The 20,807-nt window shown below is 43.5% G+C and carries 20 protein-coding genes; 13 read left to right on the forward strand and 7 right to left on the reverse strand.

The features are described 5' to 3' along the window. Window position 1: 1 nt before the first annotated feature. Together Q4519_RS08980 and lrp are read right to left on the reverse strand one after the other, a co-directional pair. Window positions 2-2,575 carry a DNA translocase FtsK gene (locus Q4519_RS08980; RefSeq protein WP_303511692.1) on the reverse strand — a complete coding sequence of 858 codons (2,574 nt, stop codon included), beginning with the start codon at window positions 2,573-2,575 and terminating at the stop codon, window positions 2-4. Between the two features lie 78 nt (window positions 2,576-2,653). After that, window positions 2,654-3,148, reverse strand: coding sequence for a leucine-responsive transcriptional regulator Lrp (gene lrp, locus Q4519_RS08985; protein WP_232800566.1), 495 nt, complete (start codon window positions 3,146-3,148; stop codon window positions 2,654-2,656). Between the two features lie 148 nt (window positions 3,149-3,296). Between lrp and ald the strand changes: the two genes are divergently transcribed. The 3 genes from ald to Q4519_RS09000 all read left to right on the forward strand — a co-directional run bounded on the left by ald (window position 3,297) and on the right by Q4519_RS09000 (window position 6,840). After that, window positions 3,297-4,415 (forward strand): alanine dehydrogenase, encoded by a 1,119-nt coding sequence (ald, locus tag Q4519_RS08990; protein ID WP_232800565.1) that lies wholly within the window; start codon window positions 3,297-3,299, stop codon window positions 4,413-4,415. 191 nt (window positions 4,416-4,606) lie between these two features. Continuing rightward, entirely contained in the window at window positions 4,607-5,563 is a 957-nt protein-coding gene (gene trxB / locus Q4519_RS08995; protein WP_232800564.1) for a thioredoxin-disulfide reductase, read from the forward strand. 14 nt (window positions 5,564-5,577) lie between these two features. After that, the gene (locus Q4519_RS09000) at window positions 5,578-6,840 is read left to right on the forward strand and encodes a diguanylate cyclase (protein WP_303511695.1); all 1,263 of its coding nucleotides are present in this window, start codon (window positions 5,578-5,580) and stop codon (window positions 6,838-6,840) included. Window positions 6,841-6,868: 28 nt separating this feature from the next. On the opposite strand, the gene Q4519_RS09005 is transcribed toward Q4519_RS09000, so the two are convergent. After that, the gene (locus Q4519_RS09005; RefSeq protein ID WP_232800562.1) at window positions 6,869-7,372 is read right to left on the reverse strand and encodes a glycine zipper 2TM domain-containing protein; all 504 of its coding nucleotides are present in this window, start codon (window positions 7,370-7,372) and stop codon (window positions 6,869-6,871) included. 29 nt (window positions 7,373-7,401) lie between these two features. On the opposite strand from Q4519_RS09005, the gene aat reads away from it, so the two are divergent. From aat to infA, 3 genes are all read left to right on the forward strand, one after another. Beyond that, the gene (gene aat / locus Q4519_RS09010; protein ID WP_303511698.1) at window positions 7,402-8,115 is read left to right on the forward strand and encodes a leucyl/phenylalanyl-tRNA--protein transferase; all 714 of its coding nucleotides are present in this window, start codon (window positions 7,402-7,404) and stop codon (window positions 8,113-8,115) included. After that, a complete protein-coding gene (locus Q4519_RS09015) occupies window positions 8,076-8,801 on the forward strand; it encodes an arginyltransferase (RefSeq protein ID WP_232800560.1) in 726 nt (241 codons plus the stop codon). The genes aat and Q4519_RS09015 overlap by 40 nt, the downstream gene beginning before the upstream one ends. An 84-nt stretch (window positions 8,802-8,885) precedes the next feature. After that, window positions 8,886-9,104: a translation initiation factor IF-1 gene (infA, locus tag Q4519_RS09020; protein ID WP_119910160.1), complete on the forward strand. Its 219-nt coding sequence runs from the start codon at window positions 8,886-8,888 to the stop codon at window positions 9,102-9,104. 62 nt (window positions 9,105-9,166) lie between these two features. Here the strand turns inward: infA and clpA are convergent, their stop codons facing one another. After that, entirely contained in the window at window positions 9,167-11,428 is a 2,262-nt protein-coding gene (gene clpA, locus Q4519_RS09025; protein ID WP_232800559.1) for an ATP-dependent Clp protease ATP-binding subunit ClpA, read from the reverse strand. A gap of 43 nt (window positions 11,429-11,471) precedes the next feature. Continuing rightward, window positions 11,472-11,789, reverse strand: a complete 318-nt coding sequence (clpS, locus tag Q4519_RS09030; protein ID WP_232800558.1) for an ATP-dependent Clp protease adapter ClpS — start codon at window positions 11,787-11,789, stop codon at window positions 11,472-11,474. A 218-nt stretch (window positions 11,790-12,007) separates the two neighbouring features. On the opposite strand from clpS, the gene cspD reads away from it, so the two are divergent. The 7 genes from cspD to Q4519_RS09065 all read left to right on the forward strand — a co-directional run bounded on the left by cspD (window position 12,008) and on the right by Q4519_RS09065 (window position 18,077). Next, the gene (gene cspD, locus Q4519_RS09035) at window positions 12,008-12,220 is read left to right on the forward strand and encodes a cold shock domain-containing protein CspD (protein WP_232800557.1); all 213 of its coding nucleotides are present in this window, start codon (window positions 12,008-12,010) and stop codon (window positions 12,218-12,220) included. A gap of 182 nt (window positions 12,221-12,402) precedes the next feature. Continuing rightward, complete coding sequence (locus tag Q4519_RS09040) at window positions 12,403-13,077, forward strand: pseudouridine synthase (RefSeq protein ID WP_232800556.1); 675 nt, start codon at window positions 12,403-12,405, stop codon at window positions 13,075-13,077. Continuing rightward, entirely contained in the window at window positions 13,070-13,528 is a 459-nt protein-coding gene (locus tag Q4519_RS09045; protein WP_232800555.1) for an NUDIX hydrolase, read from the forward strand. Before Q4519_RS09040 ends, Q4519_RS09045 begins: the two co-directional genes overlap by 8 nt. Window positions 13,529-13,671: 143 nt before the next feature. Then, window positions 13,672-14,793: a tRNA 2-thiouridine(34) synthase MnmA gene (gene mnmA, locus Q4519_RS09050; protein ID WP_303511702.1), complete on the forward strand. Its 1,122-nt coding sequence runs from the start codon at window positions 13,672-13,674 to the stop codon at window positions 14,791-14,793. Continuing rightward, window positions 14,786-15,409 (forward strand): high frequency lysogenization protein HflD, encoded by a 624-nt coding sequence (gene hflD, locus Q4519_RS09055; protein WP_303511704.1) that lies wholly within the window; start codon window positions 14,786-14,788, stop codon window positions 15,407-15,409. Before mnmA ends, hflD begins: the two co-directional genes overlap by 8 nt. Window positions 15,410-15,488: 79 nt before the next feature. After that, window positions 15,489-16,856, forward strand: coding sequence for an adenylosuccinate lyase (gene purB, locus Q4519_RS09060; RefSeq protein WP_303511706.1), 1,368 nt, complete (start codon window positions 15,489-15,491; stop codon window positions 16,854-16,856). Window positions 16,857-16,910: 54 nt separating this feature from the next. After that, window positions 16,911-18,077, forward strand: coding sequence for a cupin domain-containing protein (locus Q4519_RS09065; RefSeq protein WP_303511708.1), 1,167 nt, complete (start codon window positions 16,911-16,913; stop codon window positions 18,075-18,077). A 180-nt stretch (window positions 18,078-18,257) separates the two neighbouring features. On the opposite strand, the gene Q4519_RS09070 is transcribed toward Q4519_RS09065, so the two are convergent. Together Q4519_RS09070 and Q4519_RS09075 are read right to left on the reverse strand one after the other, a co-directional pair. Continuing rightward, window positions 18,258-19,574: a DUF6271 family protein gene (locus Q4519_RS09070; RefSeq protein WP_303511710.1), complete on the reverse strand. Its 1,317-nt coding sequence runs from the start codon at window positions 19,572-19,574 to the stop codon at window positions 18,258-18,260. Beyond that, a complete protein-coding gene (locus Q4519_RS09075; protein WP_303511712.1) occupies window positions 19,571-20,641 on the reverse strand; it encodes a phytanoyl-CoA dioxygenase family protein in 1,071 nt (356 codons plus the stop codon). The genes Q4519_RS09070 and Q4519_RS09075 overlap by 4 nt, the downstream gene beginning before the upstream one ends. Window positions 20,642-20,807: the final 166 nt, after the last annotated feature.

The raw sequence follows: 20,807 nt of genomic DNA on the forward strand, positions 1-20,807 counted from the left end.
CTTAATTCCTTGGCGGAGGGGGAGCTAATACTTCACGATTGCCATTATGGCCCGGCGCACTCACAATGCCTTGTTGCTCCATTTGCTCAACAATACGTGCCGCGCGGTTGTAACCTATTTTAAATTTACGTTGTACGCCTGATACAGAGCCACGGCGTGTTTCTGTTACAAAGGCAACGGCTTCATCATAGAAAGCATCAACTTCTTCGTCAGACTCAGACATTTCACCCGGCAACATATTTTCGGCAGTGGTATCACCCGATAAAATATCATCAATATAATTTGGTTCACCACGTAACTTCCAATCTGCAACCACTTTATGTACTTCATGATCATCAACAAATGCGCCATGAACGCGCGTTGGAATTGAGGTGCCCGGAGGCAAATATATCATATCGCCCATTCCCAATAATGATTCCGCACCTTGTTGATCTAAAATAGTGCGCGAATCAATTTTACTGGACACTTGAAACGCCATTCTGGTTGGGATATTAGCCTTGATTAAGCCAGTAATGACATCTACCGATGGACGCTGGGTAGCGAGAATTAAATGGATCCCCGCGGCACGCGCTTTTTGCGCAATACGCGCGATTAGCTCTTCTACTTTCTTACCGACAATCATCATCATGTCAGCAAATTCATCAACCACTACAACAATACTCGGCAGTTTAGTTAGCTCAGGAGCTAACTCATCCATGCTGTCACCCGGCTTCCAAAGGGGATCAACCATAGGGTTACCCGAATCAATAGCAGCCTTCACCTTAGCGTTATAGCCTTTTAAGTTACGCACACCGACCGCTGACATCAACTTATAGCGGCGCTCCATCTCACCCACACACCAACGCAGTGCATTGGCAGCGTCTTTCATATCAGTTACCACTTCTGACAGCAGATGCGGAATGCCCTCATAAACTGACAATTCAAGCATCTTAGGATCGATCATAATCATCCGCACATCTTCCGGTGATGACTTGTACAATAAGCTGACTATCATACAGTTAACACCAACTGATTTACCTGAGCCGGTGGTACCCGCCACCAGCAAGTGCGGCATTTTCGCTAGGTCAACCACCACGGGTTTACCAGCAATATCACTGCCCAGCACCATGGTTAATGGAGAATTACTTTCAGTGAACAATGGGCAATCGAGCACTTCGCGCAAATAAACCGTTTCACGGTATTTGTTTGGCAGTTCTAAGCCAATATAGGTTTTACCCGGGATCACCTCAACCACGCGCACACTGATAGCCGATAGCGCACGTGCTAAATCTTTTGCCAGTCCGCTAATTTTACTGACTTTAATACCCGGTGCTAGGTCTAATTCAAAACGTGTAATCACAGGACCGGGGAAGACTTCCATCACCTTAGCTTGCACGTTAAAATCTAATAACTTGGCTTCAACCAAACGGGAAACTTGATCCAATTCTTCTTGGCTAATCGGATTTTCTGACTTATTGGGTCTGTCGAGCAGGTCAACCGATGGCAAAGGGGCTAACGGTGGCATCGCCTGTTTTTTCTGCAAGTCAGCGACTGCATCTGCCAAGGTTGGCTGCTTGCTGCTGTGTTTACTGACCATCTGCGCCACTTTAGGCGAATCGGTAGCGTCAGTAGGAGAATGCGAAAAAGAGGGGCCGAAATCATCCTCGTCGTCATCTAAGTCTGGCATCCACGGCATACTCAAATCATCGAGTTCGCTATTGATTGGCTCTGGTGCTGTTGTTGAGGCAACCTCTGTGACAGCAGGAGGCTCTTTCTTAGCCTGTGGTTTAGTCTGCTTAACTTGTTCATTCAATGAAGACTCAAACTCAGGCAAAATTTTATCTAGGCTAGGTAAAGGAGGATCATTACGCTCAGATTTATCATCTTTTTGCTTTGGTAACTCTTTCGCGAACAGCACATCTTCCGCTTCTTGTTTCGATTTATTGGCGCTGCGTTGCGCTTTAAACTCACGCCATGCAGTCGGCGCATTCAATAACAGCCGCCCTAACTTGATACAGTATTCACCCAGTTTATCAATAAACATTAATAGTGAAATCCCCGTAAAGAGGGTAAAACCTGTCGCGATAAAACTGAGTAAAATCAGTGTTGAGCCCAATAAACCAAAATAACTCACCATTGATTGAGACAGAATGTCTCCGATCACACCACCACTTGAGAAGTAATAAATATCATCAAAATTAAGCGCGGCCAGTGCCGTCACCCCAAGGACAATAAAAATAAACCCTATAATTCGTAAACCCAGCGCTAAATAATCTAAAGAAAGCAGCCCCTTAGGCTTCCAGAATAATAGCCACGCTATGGCCACTGTAACAAATGGCATCAAGTAAGCGGCAATACCAAAGGCAAACAACAAAATATCCGCTAACCAAGCCCCCGCTGCCCCACCTGAGTTATGGATAGAGCCTTCCCATGCCGTTTGCGTCCAACTGGGATCAGAAGGGTGGAAAGTGATTAATGACAGCATCATGAAAATAGCAAAGGCATGACAGATAATTAGACTGACTTCTAGAATGCGGGCAACACCAGATAAAGAAGACATGGGTTTTGCTTGGGTCAAGCTTAATTCCTTGTTCATTTTAAACGCCTGAAGAGAAAATAAAAAAGCGGCAATAAGCCGCTCTTTATTGTATCCATTTAACTGCTAAGGTAAAGCTTAGCGAGTCTTTATCACTAAAGAATTGGACTGTTTCACTTCTTCCATCACCACATAAGTGCGAGTATCGTTAACACCAGGTAACCGCAACAAGGTTTCACCTAGCAATTTGCGGTAAGCCGACATGTCACACACGCGGGTTTTTAGTAAGTAATCAAAATCGCCAGAGACAAGATGACATTCTTGAATTTCTTCTAATTCCTGAACTGCACTGTTGAATTGCTCAAATACATCCGGCGCGCCGCGATTAAGGGTGATTTCAACAAACACCAACAAGGATGCATCTAGGTATAATGGGTTTAGAATTGCTGTGTAGCCCTTAATGTAACCTTGGCGTTCAAGGCGGCGTACACGTTCTAAACAAGGTGTTGGGCTTAAGCCAACACGCTTTGAGAGCTCAACATTAGAAATTCGGCCATCTTTTTGTAATTCATTTAAGATATTACGGTCAATGCGATCCAAATCCTTAAGTGGTCTAGTATTTACTTCCATCATTATTATATTCCATTTAATTACATCCCAGTAAAATAATATCACGCTTTAAATTTAATTATAGGTGCATGGGCGGTTATTTTTCCGCCTATACTAGCGTGATAACCTTTTATATTTCTCAACCCAACCCCAACAATGAGTGAGGTGAATAATGATTATTGGCGTACCAAAAGAAATCAAAAATCACGAGTACCGCGTTGGCTTAGTCCCATCTAGTGTGCGAGAGTTAACTCGCTTAGGCCACATAGTCAATATTGAAACTAATGCCGGTGCAGGAATTGACCTCACCGATGCTGAGTTTAAAGCAGCTGGAGCAAACATAGTTGCCAGTGCTAGTGAACTATTCTCAAAATCTGAGATGATAGTCAAGGTAAAAGAGCCTCAAGCGTCAGAACGAGCATTACTTAAACCTGAACACGTTCTTTTTACCTATTTACATTTAGCGCCAGATCTGCTCCAAACTGAGGATCTTATCAAGAGTCGAGCCACATGTATAGCATATGAAACTGTTACTGATAAAAATGGCACACTACCTTTACTGTCACCGATGTCTGAAGTGGCTGGTAGAATGGCCATCCAAGCCGGTGCGATGGCTCTTGAAAAGTCTTGGGGTGGCAGAGGGTTACTGTTAGCAGGGGTGCCTGGTGTCGCACCCGCTAAAGTGCTGGTTATTGGCGGCGGTAAGGTGGGTCAAAATGCCATTAAGATTGCGATCGGCATGGGCGCGGATGTAACTGTTTTAGATAAGAATATTAATACTTTAGAACAACTGGATCGGCAATATGCTAATACCTTGACGACCCTTTACTCAAATGCAGAAAACTTAGAACAAGAAGTGATCCGTGCCGATCTAGTGATTGCTGCCGTACTGCTACCCGGCGCAGCCGCACCGAAACTCATCACAAAAGCATTACTGAAAAAAATGAAACCGGGTGCGGTAATTGTTGATGTTGCAATAGACCAAGGAGGCTGCTGCGAAACTTCTCATCCAACCACCCACGATGATCCTATTTATATCGTTGATAACATAGTGCATTATTGTGTTGCCAACATGCCAGGCGCAGTCGCTCGAACGGCCACTTTTGCTCTCAATCATGCCACCCTTCCCTATGTTATTAAACTGGCAGAGCTCGGCGCTGTGGAGGCCATGCGTCAAGATCCGGGCTTGCTGGCTGGACTAAATGTATTTAACGGCCAGATTACTAATGAGCAAGTCGCAATTAGCCAGCAAAAGCCCTGGATCTCAACCACTCAGGTGCTTAATTTATAAAAAAACTCAAAAGGAGCTTATATTTTCAGCTCCTTTTTTTATAAAATATAACAAATTGTTCTGTCGATACTTTTATCCGTTGACCATTTTTGCTAGTTAGCGGTGATTTATTCTGTAGATATATTTCGCCGCTTTACCCACTGTTATTATTTCCATACAATCACCTCAAGCATTACTAGAAGAGACTTGCAATGAGCGAACCAAAACACTGTAAATTATTAATTTTAGGCTCCGGCCCTGCTGGTTACACTGCCGCTGTTTACGCTGCACGTGCCAACTTAAATCCGGTATTGGTAACAGGCATGCAACAAGGTGGTCAATTAACTACCACCACAGAAGTTGAAAACTGGCCTGGCGATGCACATGGCCTAACGGGTCCAGCATTAATGGATCGAATGAAAGAACATGCAGAGCGTTTTGAAACAGAGATTTTATTTGACCATATTCACACCGTTGATGTGAAAAATAAGCCATTTACGCTAACTGGCGACAGCGGCGTATATACCTGTGATGCGCTGATCATCGCAACTGGCGCATCAGCTCGTTATTTAGGTTTACCGTCTGAAGAAGCATTTAAAGGCCGCGGCGTATCGGCATGTGCCACCTGTGACGGTTTCTTTTACCGCAATCAAAAAGTAGCTGTCATTGGCGGCGGTAATACCGCAGTTGAAGAAGCGTTATACCTATCTAACATTGCTTCTGAAGTACATTTAGTTCACCGCCGTGAAACATTCCGCTCGGAAAAGATTTTGCTTGACCGTCTACAAGATAAAGTAGCAAACGGCAACATCACCCTACACTTAAACCGCACCTTAGATGAAGTGTTGGGCGATGAGATGGGCGTAACGGGTATGCGCATTAAAGATACACAGTCAGATGCAACAGAGAACGTTGATGTAATGGGTGTTTTTGTCGCGATTGGCCACAGCCCGAATACGGAAATATTTAAAGGCCAACTTGAAATGAAAGATGGTTACTTAACTATCCAATCAGGTACTCAAGGTAACGCGACACAAACCAGTGTTGAAGGTGTGTTTGCAGCGGGTGATGTTGCAGATCACATTTATCGACAAGCAATTACTTCTGCTGGCAGTGGTTGTATGGCAGCATTAGACGCTGAGCGCTATCTTGATAATATAGTGAAATAAAAAATGAGATAGGGATGAAAAAAATACTGGTCATCGAAGATAGCAGTACGGTTAGAAATATCTTACTGCAAGTGATCCAAAAAACCTTAAACATCCCTACCGACTCTGCAAAGAGCATGGCTGAATGCAGAGCATTGATAAAAAATAATGGCAGCAAAGCGTACTTTGCTGCCATGGTTGACTTAAATCTCCCCGACGCCGCACCCGGCGAAGCCGTTGCTTACACACTGGCTCATCAACTTCCTTCTATTGTATTAACGGGTGATTATAACGAGACAATGCGTGAAAAATTGCTCAATATGGGTGTGGTTGATTACGTCATTAAAGACAGTACCTATTCTTTTAATTATGCCATTAGCTTATTGCAGCGTTTACACAAGAATCAGTTTATAAAACTGCTGGTAGTAGAAGATTCTAAGGTATCACGTAGCTATTTGGAGGGACTGTTAAAACAGCATTTATTCCAAGTTTACACCGCCAATGATGGTGTGGCAGCACTCTCAATGTTAGAACAAGAGCCCGACATAAAGATTCTTTTGACTGATTATAACATGCCAAATATGGACGGCTTTCAACTCGTTCAAGCCTTGCGTCAACGCTTCGATAAAAATCAATTGGCCATTATCGGGCTTTCATCTGCCAATGAACCTTCACTGTCGGCACGTTTCATTAAACATGGCGCCAATGATTTTCTGAGTAAACCGTTCATTCATGAAGAATTATACTGCCGAGTAAATCAAACCTTGGACCACATTGAACTGGTTGCTGAAATCCAAGCGACAGCCAATCGTGATTTTATGACAAAATTGTATAATCGCCGTTACCTCTTCATTCAAGGGGCTCAACTTCACGCCAGGGCAAAGCAGGGCCAATACAGTTTAGCTGTAACCTGCATGGATATTGACCACTTTAAAGAAGTGAATGATACCTATGGTCATGAGGTAGGTGATATCGCCCTAAAACACGTTGCCAATATGCTCACAATCTGCTTTCCAGAATCTGTTGTGGCTCGTCTCGGCGGCGAGGAGTTTTGTATCCTAATGACAGACACAGACAACGAACTCGCCAGTTCGCGACTCAACAAATTCAGAGAGAAACTGGCACAAAGCCCAATCGTGGCTAATGAGCAAGACGTTTGGATAACCGCTAGTTTTGGCGTGAGTAACTTCATTGGTGATTCATTAGACAGCCAACTTAATCGTGCCGACAAATTACTTTACGAAGCAAAAAACGATGGTCGCAATCGCGTTTACAACGATACCGACGCTGATTTTTAACACTTAAATGAGGGTCTAAGCCCCTATATTAATAGGCCAGGTCAACTCTAACGCCTTCATCGAAATACAAGATACGAACGGCGTCCCCTCGTTTAAACCTCATATTGGGATCTTTATCTTGAATAACATTAATTAATTCGCCCTGCTCGGTTTTTAACAACAGCTCAACCAACTGATACTCCAAGACAATCGGCGTTTGTGAACGGTAATCTGCTATCCCAGCCCCCAACACAGCCCCAGCGGTAGTAGCAACGATTTGCCCCGTTCCATCGCCAAATTGATAACCTAATAAGCCACCTATAAGTGCGCCAGATAATGTATGCCAACCATGACGAGTTGACTGGAGCACTTGTTGCTTCGTTATATTTCTTGCAGAATCAACTGAGGCAAATACCACTTGATTCACAGGCCGGGCAACATTACGCTGATATAAATCGGCACCGTAAGAACTAGCTACGATAAAATTCGAGGCCATCATAGCGACACAAATCAAAACGAGTCGCCTCAACAAACTGTATTTATGATGCGCCATAATTACCTTCTTAATATTACTGAATGGTCATGAGTCATTTTATAACGCAATTAACTCAGCAAGCGAGTTTATTTCCTGATCCAAGCCTAGCATTAACCGAACCTGATGGGCTACTGGCAGTTGGTGGTGATTTAAGCCCTACTCGTTTATTAGCCGCTTATCAAAAAGGAATTTTCCCTTGGTTCAGTGATAACCAACCCATAATGTGGTGGAGCCCCAGTGAACGAGCAACCATTATACCGGGTGAAGTACATATAAGCCGCTCTATGGCACGCCTCATTCGACAACACAAATTTGAAATTACCGTCAACATTGGCTTTACTGAAGTAATAAGGGCTTGCGCCGATGAACACAAAGATGATGGCACTTGGATCACCCCTGAAATGCAGCAGGCTTACATTCAACTACATCAACTGGGCCATGCCCACTCGATTGAAGTTTGGCAACAAACTCAACTTGTGGGCGGTATTTACGGCGTCAATATTGGCCGTTTATTTTGTGGTGAATCTATGTTTCATCGCGCATCTAACGCATCAAAACTGGCTTTTATCGCATTATGTCGGCATTTTGGACAACATGGTGGTCAGTTAATTGATGCACAAATTCCAAATCCGCATCTCTCTTCACTCGGAGTTCAGTCACAAACGCGAAATCGATTTCTCATGCAAGTACAACGGCTGGCAAAAGAGCCAATAGGAACAGAATGTTGGACAAAACAGACAATTCATCTGAAATTATCTTAAAAGTCGGCTTGACTCCTGAGCATACTTGTAGCTATTTGCCAGAAAAAAAAGAGCAGCTACTCGTAATGATGGATCCGGGTATGTTCAACCCTCACGACTATGAACGACTCCTTAGCCTAGGTTTCCGCCGCAGTGGCAAAGACATTTATCGTCCTCACTGCCGCCACTGTCAACAATGCCAATCAATTCGCTTACCTGTTAATAGTATTCAGCTAACAAAAAGCCAAAAACGAGTAGTCAAAAAGAACCAAGCTATCGTCGTGAAAATCAGCCATCAGAATAAGCCTGAATATTTCGAGCTCTATAAAAAGTACATTAATACTCGTCATCAAGACGGCAGCATGTATCCGGCCGATCTTATTCAATACGAGCAGTTTGTCCTAGCACCTTGGCTATCACCGCATTACTTGGAATTTTATGACCATGATACGCTAATTGCAGTAGCGGTAACCGATGTTGGCACGGCGAGTCTCAGTGCGATGTATACTTTTTTTCACCCTGACTTTGGGCATTTGTCTCTTGGCACCTTCGCCATTTTGCAACAATTAAGCTATGCAAAAAGCCTAGCATTACCTTGGCTATACCTAGGTTACCAAGTCGATGACTGTGAAAAAATGAATTATAAGACCCGATTTTCACCCTATGAACGCTTGATCCGCGGTGATTGGCATAAATTCACGAATTAAATTCAGCCATTTCTTTACCCTTTCATGCAAATCTGGCATTATTCGGCGGTCAAAAAATAGCTTAAATTGCAAACCGAGGACTCGATGGCGAAAGAAGACAATATTGAAATGCAGGGAACTGTGTTAGACACACTACCAAATACCATGTTCCGTGTAGAACTAGAAAATGGTCATGTTGTGACAGCACACATATCTGGTAAAATGCGTAAAAACTATATTCGCATTCTAACCGGGGATAAGGTGACTGTTGCTTTGACACCTTACGACCTATCTAAAGGACGTATCGTGTTCCGCGCAAGATAATCTTCGCCATAAAAAAACCAGCTTACGCTGGTTTTTTTTGGTGTCAATTATACCATTCAGGCCTAAGCAACAGGCTCACCCACTTCTGAATAGTTAAATCTAAGTTCATCATCTTTCAGAGACACACGCACATCGCCGCCGCTAACTAAACCACCAAAGAGTATTTCATTCGCTAACGGTTTTTTCAGATGCTCTTGGATCACTCGAGCCATTGGGCGGGCACCCATTGCCTTATCGTAACCCTTAGTAGCAAGCCACTCTCTTGCATCTTGATCCACCACCATAGATACACCTTTCTTATCCAGTTGAGCTTGCAACTCCACGATAAACTTATCAACAACTTGGTAAATCACGTCCATATCAAGGTGATTAAACCAAATAATATTGTCTAGCCGGTTTCTGAACTCAGGTGAGAAAGTACGATTAATCTCGTCTAATGCATCATAACTTTGATCTTGCGCTTTAAAGCCAATGCTATTGCGCACCGTCTCTTGCACACCGGCATTAGTGGTCATCACTAAAATCACATTACGAAAATCAGCCTTACGGCCATTATTATCAGTTAATGTGCCGTGATCCATTACTTGTAGCAATAAGTTAAACACATCTGAATGGGCTTTCTCTATTTCATCAAGCAACACCACACTGTGTGGGTGCTTGATAACAGCATCGGTTAGCATGCCACCTTGATCATAACCAACGTAGCCAGGAGGCGCACCAATTAAGCGAGAGACCGCGTGACGCTCCATATACTCTGACATATCAAAGCGAATAAGCTCAACGCCCATTACTTTCGCAATTTGTTGGGTCACCTCTGTTTTCCCAACCCCTGTTGGGCCTGCAAACAAAAATGAGCCCACCGGCTTCACTTCATTGCCTAAGCCAGAGCGGCTCAAACGGATCGCGTCAGTCAGCGCTTCAATGGCATTATCTTGACCAAACACCACCATTTTCAAATTGCGGGATAGATTTTTCAAAATATCTTTATCAGATGCAGAAACCGATTTTTTCGGAATTCGAGCCATTTTTGACACGATGGCTTCAATATCACCCACATTAATGGTTTTACGACGTTTGCTGATCGGCAATAAGCGTACACTTGCCCCCGCTTCATCAATAACATCGATAGCCTTATCAGGTAGGTGGCGTTCATTGATATACTTAGCACTTAACTCAGCCGCGGCACGTAAAGCTTTAGCGGTGTAACGCACGTCGTGGTGTTGCTCGTAGCGAGGTTTCAGTCCCATCAGTATACGAGTCGTGTCATCGACTGACGGCTCGACAATATCAACTTTTTGAAAACGACGAGCCAAAGCGCGATCTTTCTCAAATATTTGATTGTACTCTTGATAAGTGGTCGAGCCAATGCAGCGCAGCAAGCCATTACTTAGCAATGGTTTGATCAAGTTTGCGGCATCCATTTGCCCACCTGAAGCGGCCCCTGCGCCAATAATGGTATGAATTTCGTCAATAAACAAAATAGCGTTATCTTTTTTCTCAATTTGTTTAAGTAAATTTTTAAAACGCTTCTCAAAATCACCACGGTATTTTGTACCCGCTAACAGAGAGCCCATGTCGAGGGAGTAGATAGTGCTATCAGCAATCACATCGGGTACTTCACCGTGAACAATACGGTAAGCTAAGCCCTCGGCAATCGCTGTTTTGCCCACACCAGCCTCACCCACTAACAGTGGATTGTTTTTACGACGGCGGCACAGCACTTGAATACTGCGATTAAGCTCTTCATCACGTCCTATTAGCGGATCAATACGGCCTTCTAAAACCAGCTGATTTAGATTAGCCGCATAATTCTCAAGTTTGACACTGCCCTCTTCACCAGCTTCATCCATCATCGGTGAATCGGGACCGGAATTATGTTCATTGTCATCATTTTTACGAATACCATGAGACAGATAATTCACCACGTCTAAACGCGACATATCGGATTTTTTCAGGAAGTATACGGCCTGTGATTCTTGCTCACTAAAAATGGCCACTAGCACATTCGCACCTGACACTTCGGTATTTCCCGAAGACTGAACGTGAAACACCGCGCGCTGTAACACCCGCTGAAAGCCTAAGGTTGGCTGGGTTTCACGATCAATATCATCAACTGGAATAAGAGGCGTGGTTTGTTCAATAAATTCAGTGATTTCTTTACGCAATGCGTCAACATCAGCACTGCACGCCTTAAATGCATCACTGGCGGATGGATTGTCTAACAAGGCAAGTAATAAATGCTCAACCGTCATAAATTCATGACGATGTAATCGGGCCCTTTTAAATGCGTCGTTAAGTGTTTGCTCTAGCTCTTTATTTAACATATAACACTCCCAAAAATACTACGACGAAAAGACGAACGCTCAATTAATCCTTTTCCATGGTGCACAACAAAGGATGTTCATTGTCTCGTGCATAGGTGTTAACTTGAACAACTTTAGTTTCTGCAATCTCTGCAGTATATATGCCACATATACCTTTTCCATGGTGATGAACGCTCAACATAATCTGTGTGGCCTTATCTATGTCCGCGTTAAAAAAACGTTGTAACACTTCTATCACAAAATCCATCGGTGTGTAATCGTCATTATTTAATATTACCTTATACAACGACGGCGGTTGGATTTTGGTTTTAACTTCATCAAGTAACTGACTGTCGTGGTTAGGTTCGTGAATTTTGCTCATAGTAAAATACTAGTATCTCTGGTGGCCGAATGCTAAATAGTTTTTGTCACGATGGACATCACAAACAAATCGATTCATTTGCAATAACACCTTGACTATGTCTGAATTTTTACTAAATTGATATATTGATGATATTTATCATTGTACGTTGATATCTTAAAGCGTAACAGACATGATTTTTTAGGGTTAATTTCAATCAACAATAAGGATGCAGATGTATGGCAACCGGTACGGTTAAATGGTTTAACAATGCAAAAGGTTTTGGCTTTATTTGTGCTGAAGAAGGCGGTGAAGACATATTTGCACATTATTCAACCATACAAATGGAGGGCTATCGCACACTAAAAGCCGGCCAACAAGTGCAGTTTGAAACGCACGCAGGTCCAAAAGGCTCACACGCCACCGAAATTTGCCCCTTAGAGCAAAAATAAGGCTTCTTGACAAAAAAAGCAGGTTCTCCTGCTTTTTTTATTTTACGCACTTTGGTTCAAAAAAACACCTGCTTCATTGCAAACAGCTTGTTGCAGTAAAAAATCGCATTTTTTATCTCTTCTATCTCGCTCTTTCTTTGCTATCATTGCGCCATCCACTTCATGACACTGATTGATCCGCTATGGGAACATCGTCAATACGACAGAGCCAAAAACGCCCAACAAACAAATCGGCAACCAGTTTTAGCAAACGAAAAGCGGCAATACGCAAAAAACCTAAAGCATTTCACAAGGCGACATCAACGCCTACTAAAACGCGAATTATTTTATTCAACAAGCCATTTGACGTCCTCAGTCAATTCACTGATGACGCCAACCGAGCGACATTGAAAAACTTTATTGATATTCCAGAAGTGTATGCTGCCGGACGTTTAGATCGCGACAGCGAAGGGCTACTCGTACTGACCAATAATGGTAAGCTGCAGGCTAAAATAACATCACCAAAAGCCAACACCAGCAAAACATACTGGGTTCAAGTCGAAGGTGAGCCAAATGCTGAAAAACTTGAACAATTGCGCAGTGGCGTAGCGCTCAAAGACGGCATGACCTTGCCGGCAAAGGTTGAAGTGATGGCTTCGCCTAAGCTTTGGCCACGAAACCCGCCAATCAGAGAGCGTAAAAACATCCCGACTACTTGGCTATCAATTAGTATTAGTGAAGGTCGTAACCGTCAGGTTAGGCGCATGACGGCACATATCGGCCACCCAACATTACGTTTAGTCCGCTACCGTATAGGCAATTGGACCCTAGACGGTATTAATTCTGGACAATATAAAGAGGTTTCAGACCATGTTTAGCCCCCATGTTACCGTTGCTTGCATCATCAAATACAAGCAAAAATATCTAGTTGTTGAAGAGCAAGATAATGGCCGAACAGTATTAAATCAGCCCGCCGGACACTTAGAGTCTGATGAGTCATTGATTGCCGCGGTTACGCGTGAAGTTTGGGAAGAAACAGGGTTAACAATTACCCCACAAGGGTTAGTCGGTAGCTATTTATTTACTAGTCCAATCAACAATATCACTTACTTACGCTTTTGCTTTTATTATGAATTTGACCAAGCGCCGCCAGCCTGTAAACCTCAAGATCCTGACATCATAAACTGTCATTGGCTCACCCTAGCAGAGTTAGAAACGGAACAAACTAAACTGCGTAGTGCCTTAGTGTTAGAAGTGATTGAAGATTTTGTCGCGGGCCAAAAAGCCGACTTGTCGCTCGTGAAACATTATCCTTTAGCCACGGTTTAAGGCCAGCAACAAGTGACAAAATGGCGATGGTAACAACAAGAAATGCCGATTAAAGAAATAACTGTGGTCTAACTCACAAAGCTGTTTTAGGCCATTAAATTCTGCTAGAATCACGCCCGTTTTTCCCCAGAGAATAAATTAATATGACAGACAATAGTCAAACTAAAGTAATCGTTGGTATGTCCGGCGGTGTCGATTCTTCCGTATCTGCGTATTTATTGCTTCAACAAGGCTATCAAGTTGAAGGCTTGTTTATGAAAAACTGGGAAGAAGACGACAACGAAGAATACTGCGCGGCAGCCGAAGATTTAAAAGATGCTCAAGCCGTTTGTGACAAACTTGGCATTCCATTGCACACTATCAACTTTGCGGCCGAGTATTGGGATAATGTATTTGAGCATTTTCTTGAAGAATACAAAGCAGGTCGAACCCCTAATCCAGATATTCTTTGCAATAAAGAAATCAAATTCAAAGCGTTCCTTGAGTTTACCAGTGAAGAACTTGGCGCCGACTACATCGCCATGGGCCACTATGTACAAAACCGTTGTGTTGATGGCCAATGGCAAATGCTGCGAGGCCTAGACGACAACAAAGATCAAAGCTATTTTCTCTACACCTTAAGTGCAGAGCAAGTCGGCAAAACTTTATTCCCTGTTGGTAATATTGAAAAACCGCAAGTACGTAAAATTGCCGAAGAACGAGGTTTAGTCACTCATAACAAAAAAGACAGCACCGGCATTTGCTTTATTGGTGAGCGTAAATTTACCGATTTTTTACAACAATATTTACCCGCACAGCCCGGTAACATCGAAACCACTGAAGGCGACGTAATCGGCCAGCATCAAGGGCTGATGTATCACACCTTAGGTCAACGTAAAGGCTTGCATATTGGCGGGTTACAAGAGGGTAACGGTGAACCTTGGTATGTAGTTGAAAAAGATTTGGTACGTAATGTACTCGTCGTCGGCCAAGGTGCAAACCACCCGGCCCTGTTCTCTTATGGTTTTGACGCCACTCAAGTACATTGGGTTAATCGAACTCCCCTTGCTGCGCCTTTACGCTGCACCGTAAAAACACGTTATCGTCAACATGACGTGCCTTGCATCGTCACGCAAACAGGTCCTGATAGCTTGTCTGTTACTTTTGATGAGCCAGAGAAAGCTGTGACACCAGGACAATCAGCCGTATTTTATTTGGACGAAGTCTGCCTTGGCGGCGCCGTCATCGATCACCAATACCGTGAGAAACCGACTTCAAATGAGTAAAGAATTATACGATCGCACCATCGCCTTTGCTGGTATTTGGCAAGCAGCTTCTTTGGTAGAAGAAATCGCCCGTACTGGTAACTGCAACCAAGAGCAATTAAGCCACACCTTAAATGCGTTACTAGTGACTAACCCAGATTCAACATTAGGGGTATACGATGAACTGGCTAACCTAAAGCGGGGCTTTAACGTATTAGTTGAGCAGCTTGAAAACCAAACAGATCCTAAAAATATTGCCATCACCCGCTACGTGATCGGTTTGCTTGCACTAGAAAAAAAACTAGCTAAACGCAACGATGCCATGAATGTGCTGGCCGAACGGATCACTCAGGTGAAGCGCCAAACTGCCCACTTTGAGCTGGTTGACGAACAAATATTAGGTAACCTCGCCGATATCTACAGCGATGTGATCAGCCCGCTAGGGCCACGCATTCAAGTGCAAGGCAATCCTGACCAGTTAAAGCAAACTCGGGTGCAACAAACCATCCGCGCCTTATTGCTATCGGGAATTCGAGCCAGTGTACTGTGGCGACAAGTCGGTGGTAAACGTCGGCACATTATTTTTTCACGTAAAAAAATGATCGAGCAAGCCAAAATCAATTTGGCGCGAATTTAACAACCAATACAACTCAGTCAGCTGAGCTGGCTGTCATAATCAAGTCAGCTCAGCTGACATATGCAAACAGGAGTAAGCAATGGAACTTTCAGCACTAACGGCTGTGTCTCCGGTCGATGGCCGTTACGGCAGTAAAACTGCACTTTTACGTTCAATTTTTAGTGAATTTGGACTCATTAAATACCGAGTGCAGGTAGAAGTTCGCTGGTTACAAAAATTAGCCGCTACCACAGGGATTGCAGAGGTACCAGCATTTAGCGCTGATGCCAATGCTATTTTAGACGCCATTGTTGCTAACTTCTCAGAACAAGACGCTCAACGCGTTAAAACCATTGAAGCGACCACCAATCACGACGTCAAAGCGGTTGAGTACTTCTTAAAAGAAAAAGTAGCGCAAAATGCTGAACTTGATGCGGTTTCTGAGTTCATCCACTTTGCTTGTACTTCTGAAGACATTAACAACACTTCGCACGGCTTAATGCTGACAGAAGCGCGTAATGAAGTGGTATTGCCCTACTGTGATAAAATCGTTGCCGCTATCCGCGGCCTAGCGAAAACATACCGCGATACGCCCATGCTATCTCGTACTCACGGTCAGCCTGCTTCTCCCACTACGTTAGGTAAAGAGATGGCTAACGTAGTGGCTCGTTTAGAGCGCCAAGTAAAACAAATTAAAGCGGTTGAATTTTTAGGTAAAACTAACGGCGCGGTAGGTAACTATAACGCCCACCTAAGCGCTTACCCTGAAGTCAACTGGGAACAGTTTGCCGAAGAGTTTGTTACTGGCCTAGGGCTAACTTTCAACCCTTATACCACGCAGATTGAACCACACGATTACATCGCAGAATTCTTCGATGCCATTGCGCGCTTTAACACTATCCTACTTGATTTTGACCGCGACATTTGGGGTTACATCTGCCTAGGCCACTTCAAGCAAAAAACTATCGCGGGTGAAATTGGCTCATCAACCATGCCACACAAAGTTAACCCTATCGACTTTGAAAACTCGGAAGGTAACTTAGGCCTAGCCAATGCCATCTTTGATCACCTTGCGGCGAAACTTCCGGTTTCTCGCTGGCAACGTGACCTGACCGACTCAACGGTATTGCGTAACTTAGGTGTAGCGATTGGTTACTCTGTGATTGCGTACGAAGCAAGCTTGAAAGGCATCAGCAAGTTAGAAGCCAACGAGCAGAATATGGCTGACGACCTAAACGGCAACTGGGAAGTATTGGCTGAGCCAATTCAAACCGTTATGCGTCGTTACGGTATTGAAAAGCCATACGAGAAGCTAAAAGAGCTCACGCGTGGTAAACGTGTCAACGCACAAGGCATCGCTGAGTTTATTGATACACTAGAATTACCTGAGTCAGTAAAAGCTGAACTTAAGCTATTAACGCCTGCGAATTACATCGGTATCGCGGTGAAATTAACAGACGATCTTTAAGCGACTTAATCGCACTATTAATAAGCCGCAACTAGTCTTCTAGGCGCGGCTTTTTTGTCTCTACAATCTAAAGAGCTTACTCGTATGACCATGCAATTACAGCTGGATATTAATCACTTCTTATCTACCTATTGGCAACGCAAGCCGTTGTTTATCAAACAAGGCATTGCCAATTTTAGTGATCTGATCAGCCCCGAAGAAATGGCAGGACTGGCCATGGAAGAAGAAGTGCAATCTCGCATGGTAATGCGCAAAGATGGTAAGTGGCAGGCCCAGTGTGGTCCTTTTACCGATTTTAGTCCGCTGGAAAATAATGGCGCAACGTTACTCAATCAAGCCGTTAACCATTGGCATCCACCTTGTGGCGACTTGGTTGAACTGTTCCAATTTATTCCCAATTGGCGTTTTGATGATTTGATGATCAGCTACTCAACGCCAGAAGGTGGCGTAGGCCCCCATATCGACCAATACTGCGTTTTCATTATTCAAGGCCAAGGTAAGCGCCATTGGCGTGTTGGTGAAAAACAAGATCTAGAAGAGTTTACGTCCGACCAAGCCCTTAAGCATTGCGGCCCATTTCAAGCCTGTATCGACGTGGTGATGGAGCCTGGTGATATTCTCTATATTCCACCCGGCTGTCCTCATGAAGGCTACGCAATTGAAAGCTCACTTAATTACTCCGTGGGTTTTCGCGCCCCGGACCAAAAAGAGCTACTCAACGATTTTACCGACCACTTATTGCAGCAAGATCGCAGTTACACCCGTTACAGTGATCCAGAGCTAAGGGCAGAGCAAAATTACGGGGAAATAAACGCCCATGAAACTAATAAGCTCACGGCGCTATTAAGTGATTTAGTTAATCAACCCGATGTCATCTTGCCTTTTTTTGGCCAGCACTTTTCCAGCTCCAATCATGAATTGGACATATTACCGCTCGCGGAACAAGAGCAGTGGGATCAGGTTAGCTTAATTGAAGCTTTAGCAGCAGGTGAAAATGCAGAAAAAGTGGCGGGACTAAAGTTTATCTACCTGACACAGCTGCCGAACAGCGTATTTGTCAACGGGTTACAATATCAGGTCGATAGTAACGTTTGGTCTGATTATCAAAGCTTATGCCAAGCTGGTTGTAACCAAATAGCCATGTTAAAGATCTTACAAAGCAAATACTACCAACCTTTGCTCAGCTGGTTTAACTTAGGTTATTTTTTCATTGACGGTTAACCTCGCTAAAATTTACCGCCGAATACAAAAAGCACCAGAGTAAGATTAATCACTCTGGTGCGTAGCTACGTTAACTCCTTTTAAATCATTAACCTCCACTCTAGTTCAACCTTTATCGCTGAATCGAGATTATGTTGTCCCAAAAATTCCGTTAGCTAAATAATTTGGGTTACTTATCAACTAAGCGGCAATCTCAAGGTTACCCTGTATATTACTTATGATAGTTGGCCAAATTTCAACGAGATCAGCAAAAGCATTAATATCCGACAACACCTTATTGATCATACTTTGCTGACTTTGCTTAATAAACAAAGCGGTTTGAGTAAATTCATCACCCAACGGCTCGTAAGCTGCGATAATCAGATCTAATTTTTGTTTTAGCTCATAACTCAACGTGGGCTGCACGGCTTTAATGGCTTGTAACAGCACCTCATTTGCGGGAGCTGCTCCCCCATTAACATTTAATACCAACTGCCCTGATTGCTTTAGATACGCAAACAAAGCATGATTAAAGCTCATATAAAGTAAATAATTAACGAGCCTTAGTTGGTAAATAACCCGACCAGAGACAGTACGCCGCTCAGGTGTATAAAAATTGTCTATATGTCGATTATGTTGCACAAACGTCAGTTTTTCATACTTCATCAATTGCAAGTAAAAATAATCCGCACCGATGGTTTCACTGCAATTAGGCAAAGGTATCAAGCGGTAAATATCTGTAAAACAAATATTACACATGTCTATGTTAACGGCCTGCCCTTGCACCAATTCAACCTTATCTTTCTCAAAAGCGGTGGCCTTACTGCTAAAAGCATTCTGCACCAATAACTGTTTTTGTTGTTGGCTAAATTGCAGCGGACACATTAAACCTAAAACATCGTAAAAAGCTGATTCACTCCGTTCCAATAGTGGCTCAACATCAACCGAACGTTCGCCCACAAATGAGGCACCACTTATATATATTGGCTGCTCAGGCAGATGTTGTGCCGATAAAGATTGCTCTACTCGCCAGCTACTTTCTAATACATCCAGCTTAGCGAAGGCGATTTCATGCTCAATCGGAAAGACTTCTTCGCCCTCTTTTGTCTGATAACCACTGTCAGAGTCTCGTCGATGGACACTATCGCAACCGTAGCTTTCAGCAAAGATAAATAGCCGATTAGTTGCCGCACCATAAGACGCATCCCGCGGTAAAAGCTGCTGTACAATCTTTTCACCATTGCTCAAATGCCGGGTCACATTGTGGAGAATGGTAAATTGTTGCTCACGGTCTAAATGTATTAATTTCACCCCCGGCACAGTCAGCGTCTGTTGACGCAAAACCGCTTGCTTATTGATGACCAAAGCATCATCCGCCGCCGTATCTGCAATTAATAATATCACTTCAACACCACACCGATGCACAGCAAAATTGGCTTCCCTCACGATAGCCTCAATTGCTTCGGCACATGCCCTGTTTGTCGGCATAGCTAAACAAATCCGTCTTTTGTTGATCATGCTGACTCCGTTTCCTTTTTAACCATAAGCGTTTCAGGAGTGCGCCCATCTTTTGATTTTTCTTCAAGTAACGCGTTAACATCAACCAGTGATTCTCCTGTTTGCCAAGATGTTTTACCCAGTAGTTTTTCACCCAGAGGTGTAAGGCTAGCTTGCCCGTAACGTTCTTTCTCATGCTTGACGGGATCGCCCACTAAGGACTCATTCCAGGTGGGCGTATTGTTCGTTGCCCATGAATAAACGCGCTCATTAATCAAATCTTGGTGCTCCTCAATGGCTGGCATCATCGCCATATACTGAATCGCTCGCATTTCATTTTCAGTAAAGTTTGCTGCAATGCCATGCGCTAATAACCCATTAAAAATTAACAAATCTCCAGCCTCAAGTTGCGGCACAATAATTTTATGATGGGCACTTAACTCAGGAATAATAGGACTACGATCTTCCGGTTGCGTCTTTACCCATTCATCGTATTCCTTGAATAAACTCGGAATGCACTGAAAACCGCCTTGTTTAGGGCTTGAATCATTAATGGCCAGCACGCCTTGGATCCGTAATGGCATAGGATTTTCAGTGGTATTGATATCCCAATGTATGAACGGGTTAATTTTGCGATTGCGAATATTAGGTGGATTCATATTCACTCGGTCTAAACTCACCCACAACTCATCCGTATCCCACACATCAACAAATGCATCATACACGCGTTGATTCTGACGGTTATCCCAAAGTAATTGATGATGATATGCCTCCATTAATCCAATCGCATGAGTTTCACTTTGGCGTACGGTTTTAAAATCCGGTAATTGATACCATGTATCAGGATCCGTTTTACTGTACCCCAGAAAATCAAAACTAAAATCTAAGGTGGCTAAAGCAGCATCACGACTGATCGCTTGCTTAATGACCACGTAACCGTTTTCTTGCCAAAAGGCCCAATCCTCTTCCGACAACACCCGAAGCGGTAATTTTTTCTCCATGGTATGGAATTTTACTGGGCCATAATATGACTCGGCATCGGCACTGGTGTAAGGAATATGGCCTAAGGTACGGTATTGTTTACTCATTATTTGGTCCTTTTTGTACAGGTTTTATCTTAGTTAGAGAATGTTTGGACGTAGCCAACCACTGAAGGCAATATTGCTCAGTTATCGTTGTGCTACGTTGGGTTATACCGCTCTTAACGGCTGTATTACTTGACGACGGGACTAAGTTGGGGGCTTAGCTCTATAT

Origin of the sequence: Motilimonas sp. 1_MG-2023 (genome assembly GCF_030547455.1) — a bacterium.
In the GTDB taxonomy this organism is placed as follows: Bacteria; Pseudomonadota; Gammaproteobacteria; order Enterobacterales; family CBDFNC01; genus Motilimonas.

Coding starts and splice junctions, on each gene's coding strand:
- Q4519_RS09070 (WP_303511710.1), bottom strand. CDS start 19,574: ATGATCAACAAAAGACGGATTTGTTTAGCTATGCCGACAAACAGGGCA.
- purB (WP_303511706.1), top strand. CDS start 15,489: ATGGAACTTTCAGCACTAACGGCTGTGTCTCCGGTCGATGGCCGTTAC.
- Q4519_RS09075 (WP_303511712.1), bottom strand. CDS start 20,641: ATGAGTAAACAATACCGTACCTTAGGCCATATTCCTTACACCAGTGCC.
- Q4519_RS09045 (WP_232800555.1), top strand. CDS start 13,070: ATGTTTAGCCCCCATGTTACCGTTGCTTGCATCATCAAATACAAGCAA.
- ald (WP_232800565.1), top strand. CDS start 3,297: ATGATTATTGGCGTACCAAAAGAAATCAAAAATCACGAGTACCGCGTT.
- cspD (WP_232800557.1), top strand. CDS start 12,008: ATGGCAACCGGTACGGTTAAATGGTTTAACAATGCAAAAGGTTTTGGC.
- Q4519_RS09040 (WP_232800556.1), top strand. CDS start 12,403: ATGGGAACATCGTCAATACGACAGAGCCAAAAACGCCCAACAAACAAA.
- Q4519_RS08980 (WP_303511692.1), bottom strand. CDS start 2,575: ATGAACAAGGAATTAAGCTTGACCCAAGCAAAACCCATGTCTTCTTTA.
- clpA (WP_232800559.1), bottom strand. CDS start 11,428: ATGTTAAATAAAGAGCTAGAGCAAACACTTAACGACGCATTTAAAAGG.
- lrp (WP_232800566.1), bottom strand. CDS start 3,148: ATGATGGAAGTAAATACTAGACCACTTAAGGATTTGGATCGCATTGAC.
- Q4519_RS09005 (WP_232800562.1), bottom strand. CDS start 7,372: ATGGCGCATCATAAATACAGTTTGTTGAGGCGACTCGTTTTGATTTGT.
- Q4519_RS09000 (WP_303511695.1), top strand. CDS start 5,578: ATGAAAAAAATACTGGTCATCGAAGATAGCAGTACGGTTAGAAATATC.
- infA (WP_119910160.1), top strand. CDS start 8,886: ATGGCGAAAGAAGACAATATTGAAATGCAGGGAACTGTGTTAGACACA.
- trxB (WP_232800564.1), top strand. CDS start 4,607: ATGAGCGAACCAAAACACTGTAAATTATTAATTTTAGGCTCCGGCCCT.
- aat (WP_303511698.1), top strand. CDS start 7,402: ATGAGTCATTTTATAACGCAATTAACTCAGCAAGCGAGTTTATTTCCT.
- Q4519_RS09015 (WP_232800560.1), top strand. CDS start 8,076: ATGTTGGACAAAACAGACAATTCATCTGAAATTATCTTAAAAGTCGGC.
- mnmA (WP_303511702.1), top strand. CDS start 13,672: ATGACAGACAATAGTCAAACTAAAGTAATCGTTGGTATGTCCGGCGGT.
- hflD (WP_303511704.1), top strand. CDS start 14,786: ATGAGTAAAGAATTATACGATCGCACCATCGCCTTTGCTGGTATTTGG.
- clpS (WP_232800558.1), bottom strand. CDS start 11,789: ATGAGCAAAATTCACGAACCTAACCACGACAGTCAGTTACTTGATGAA.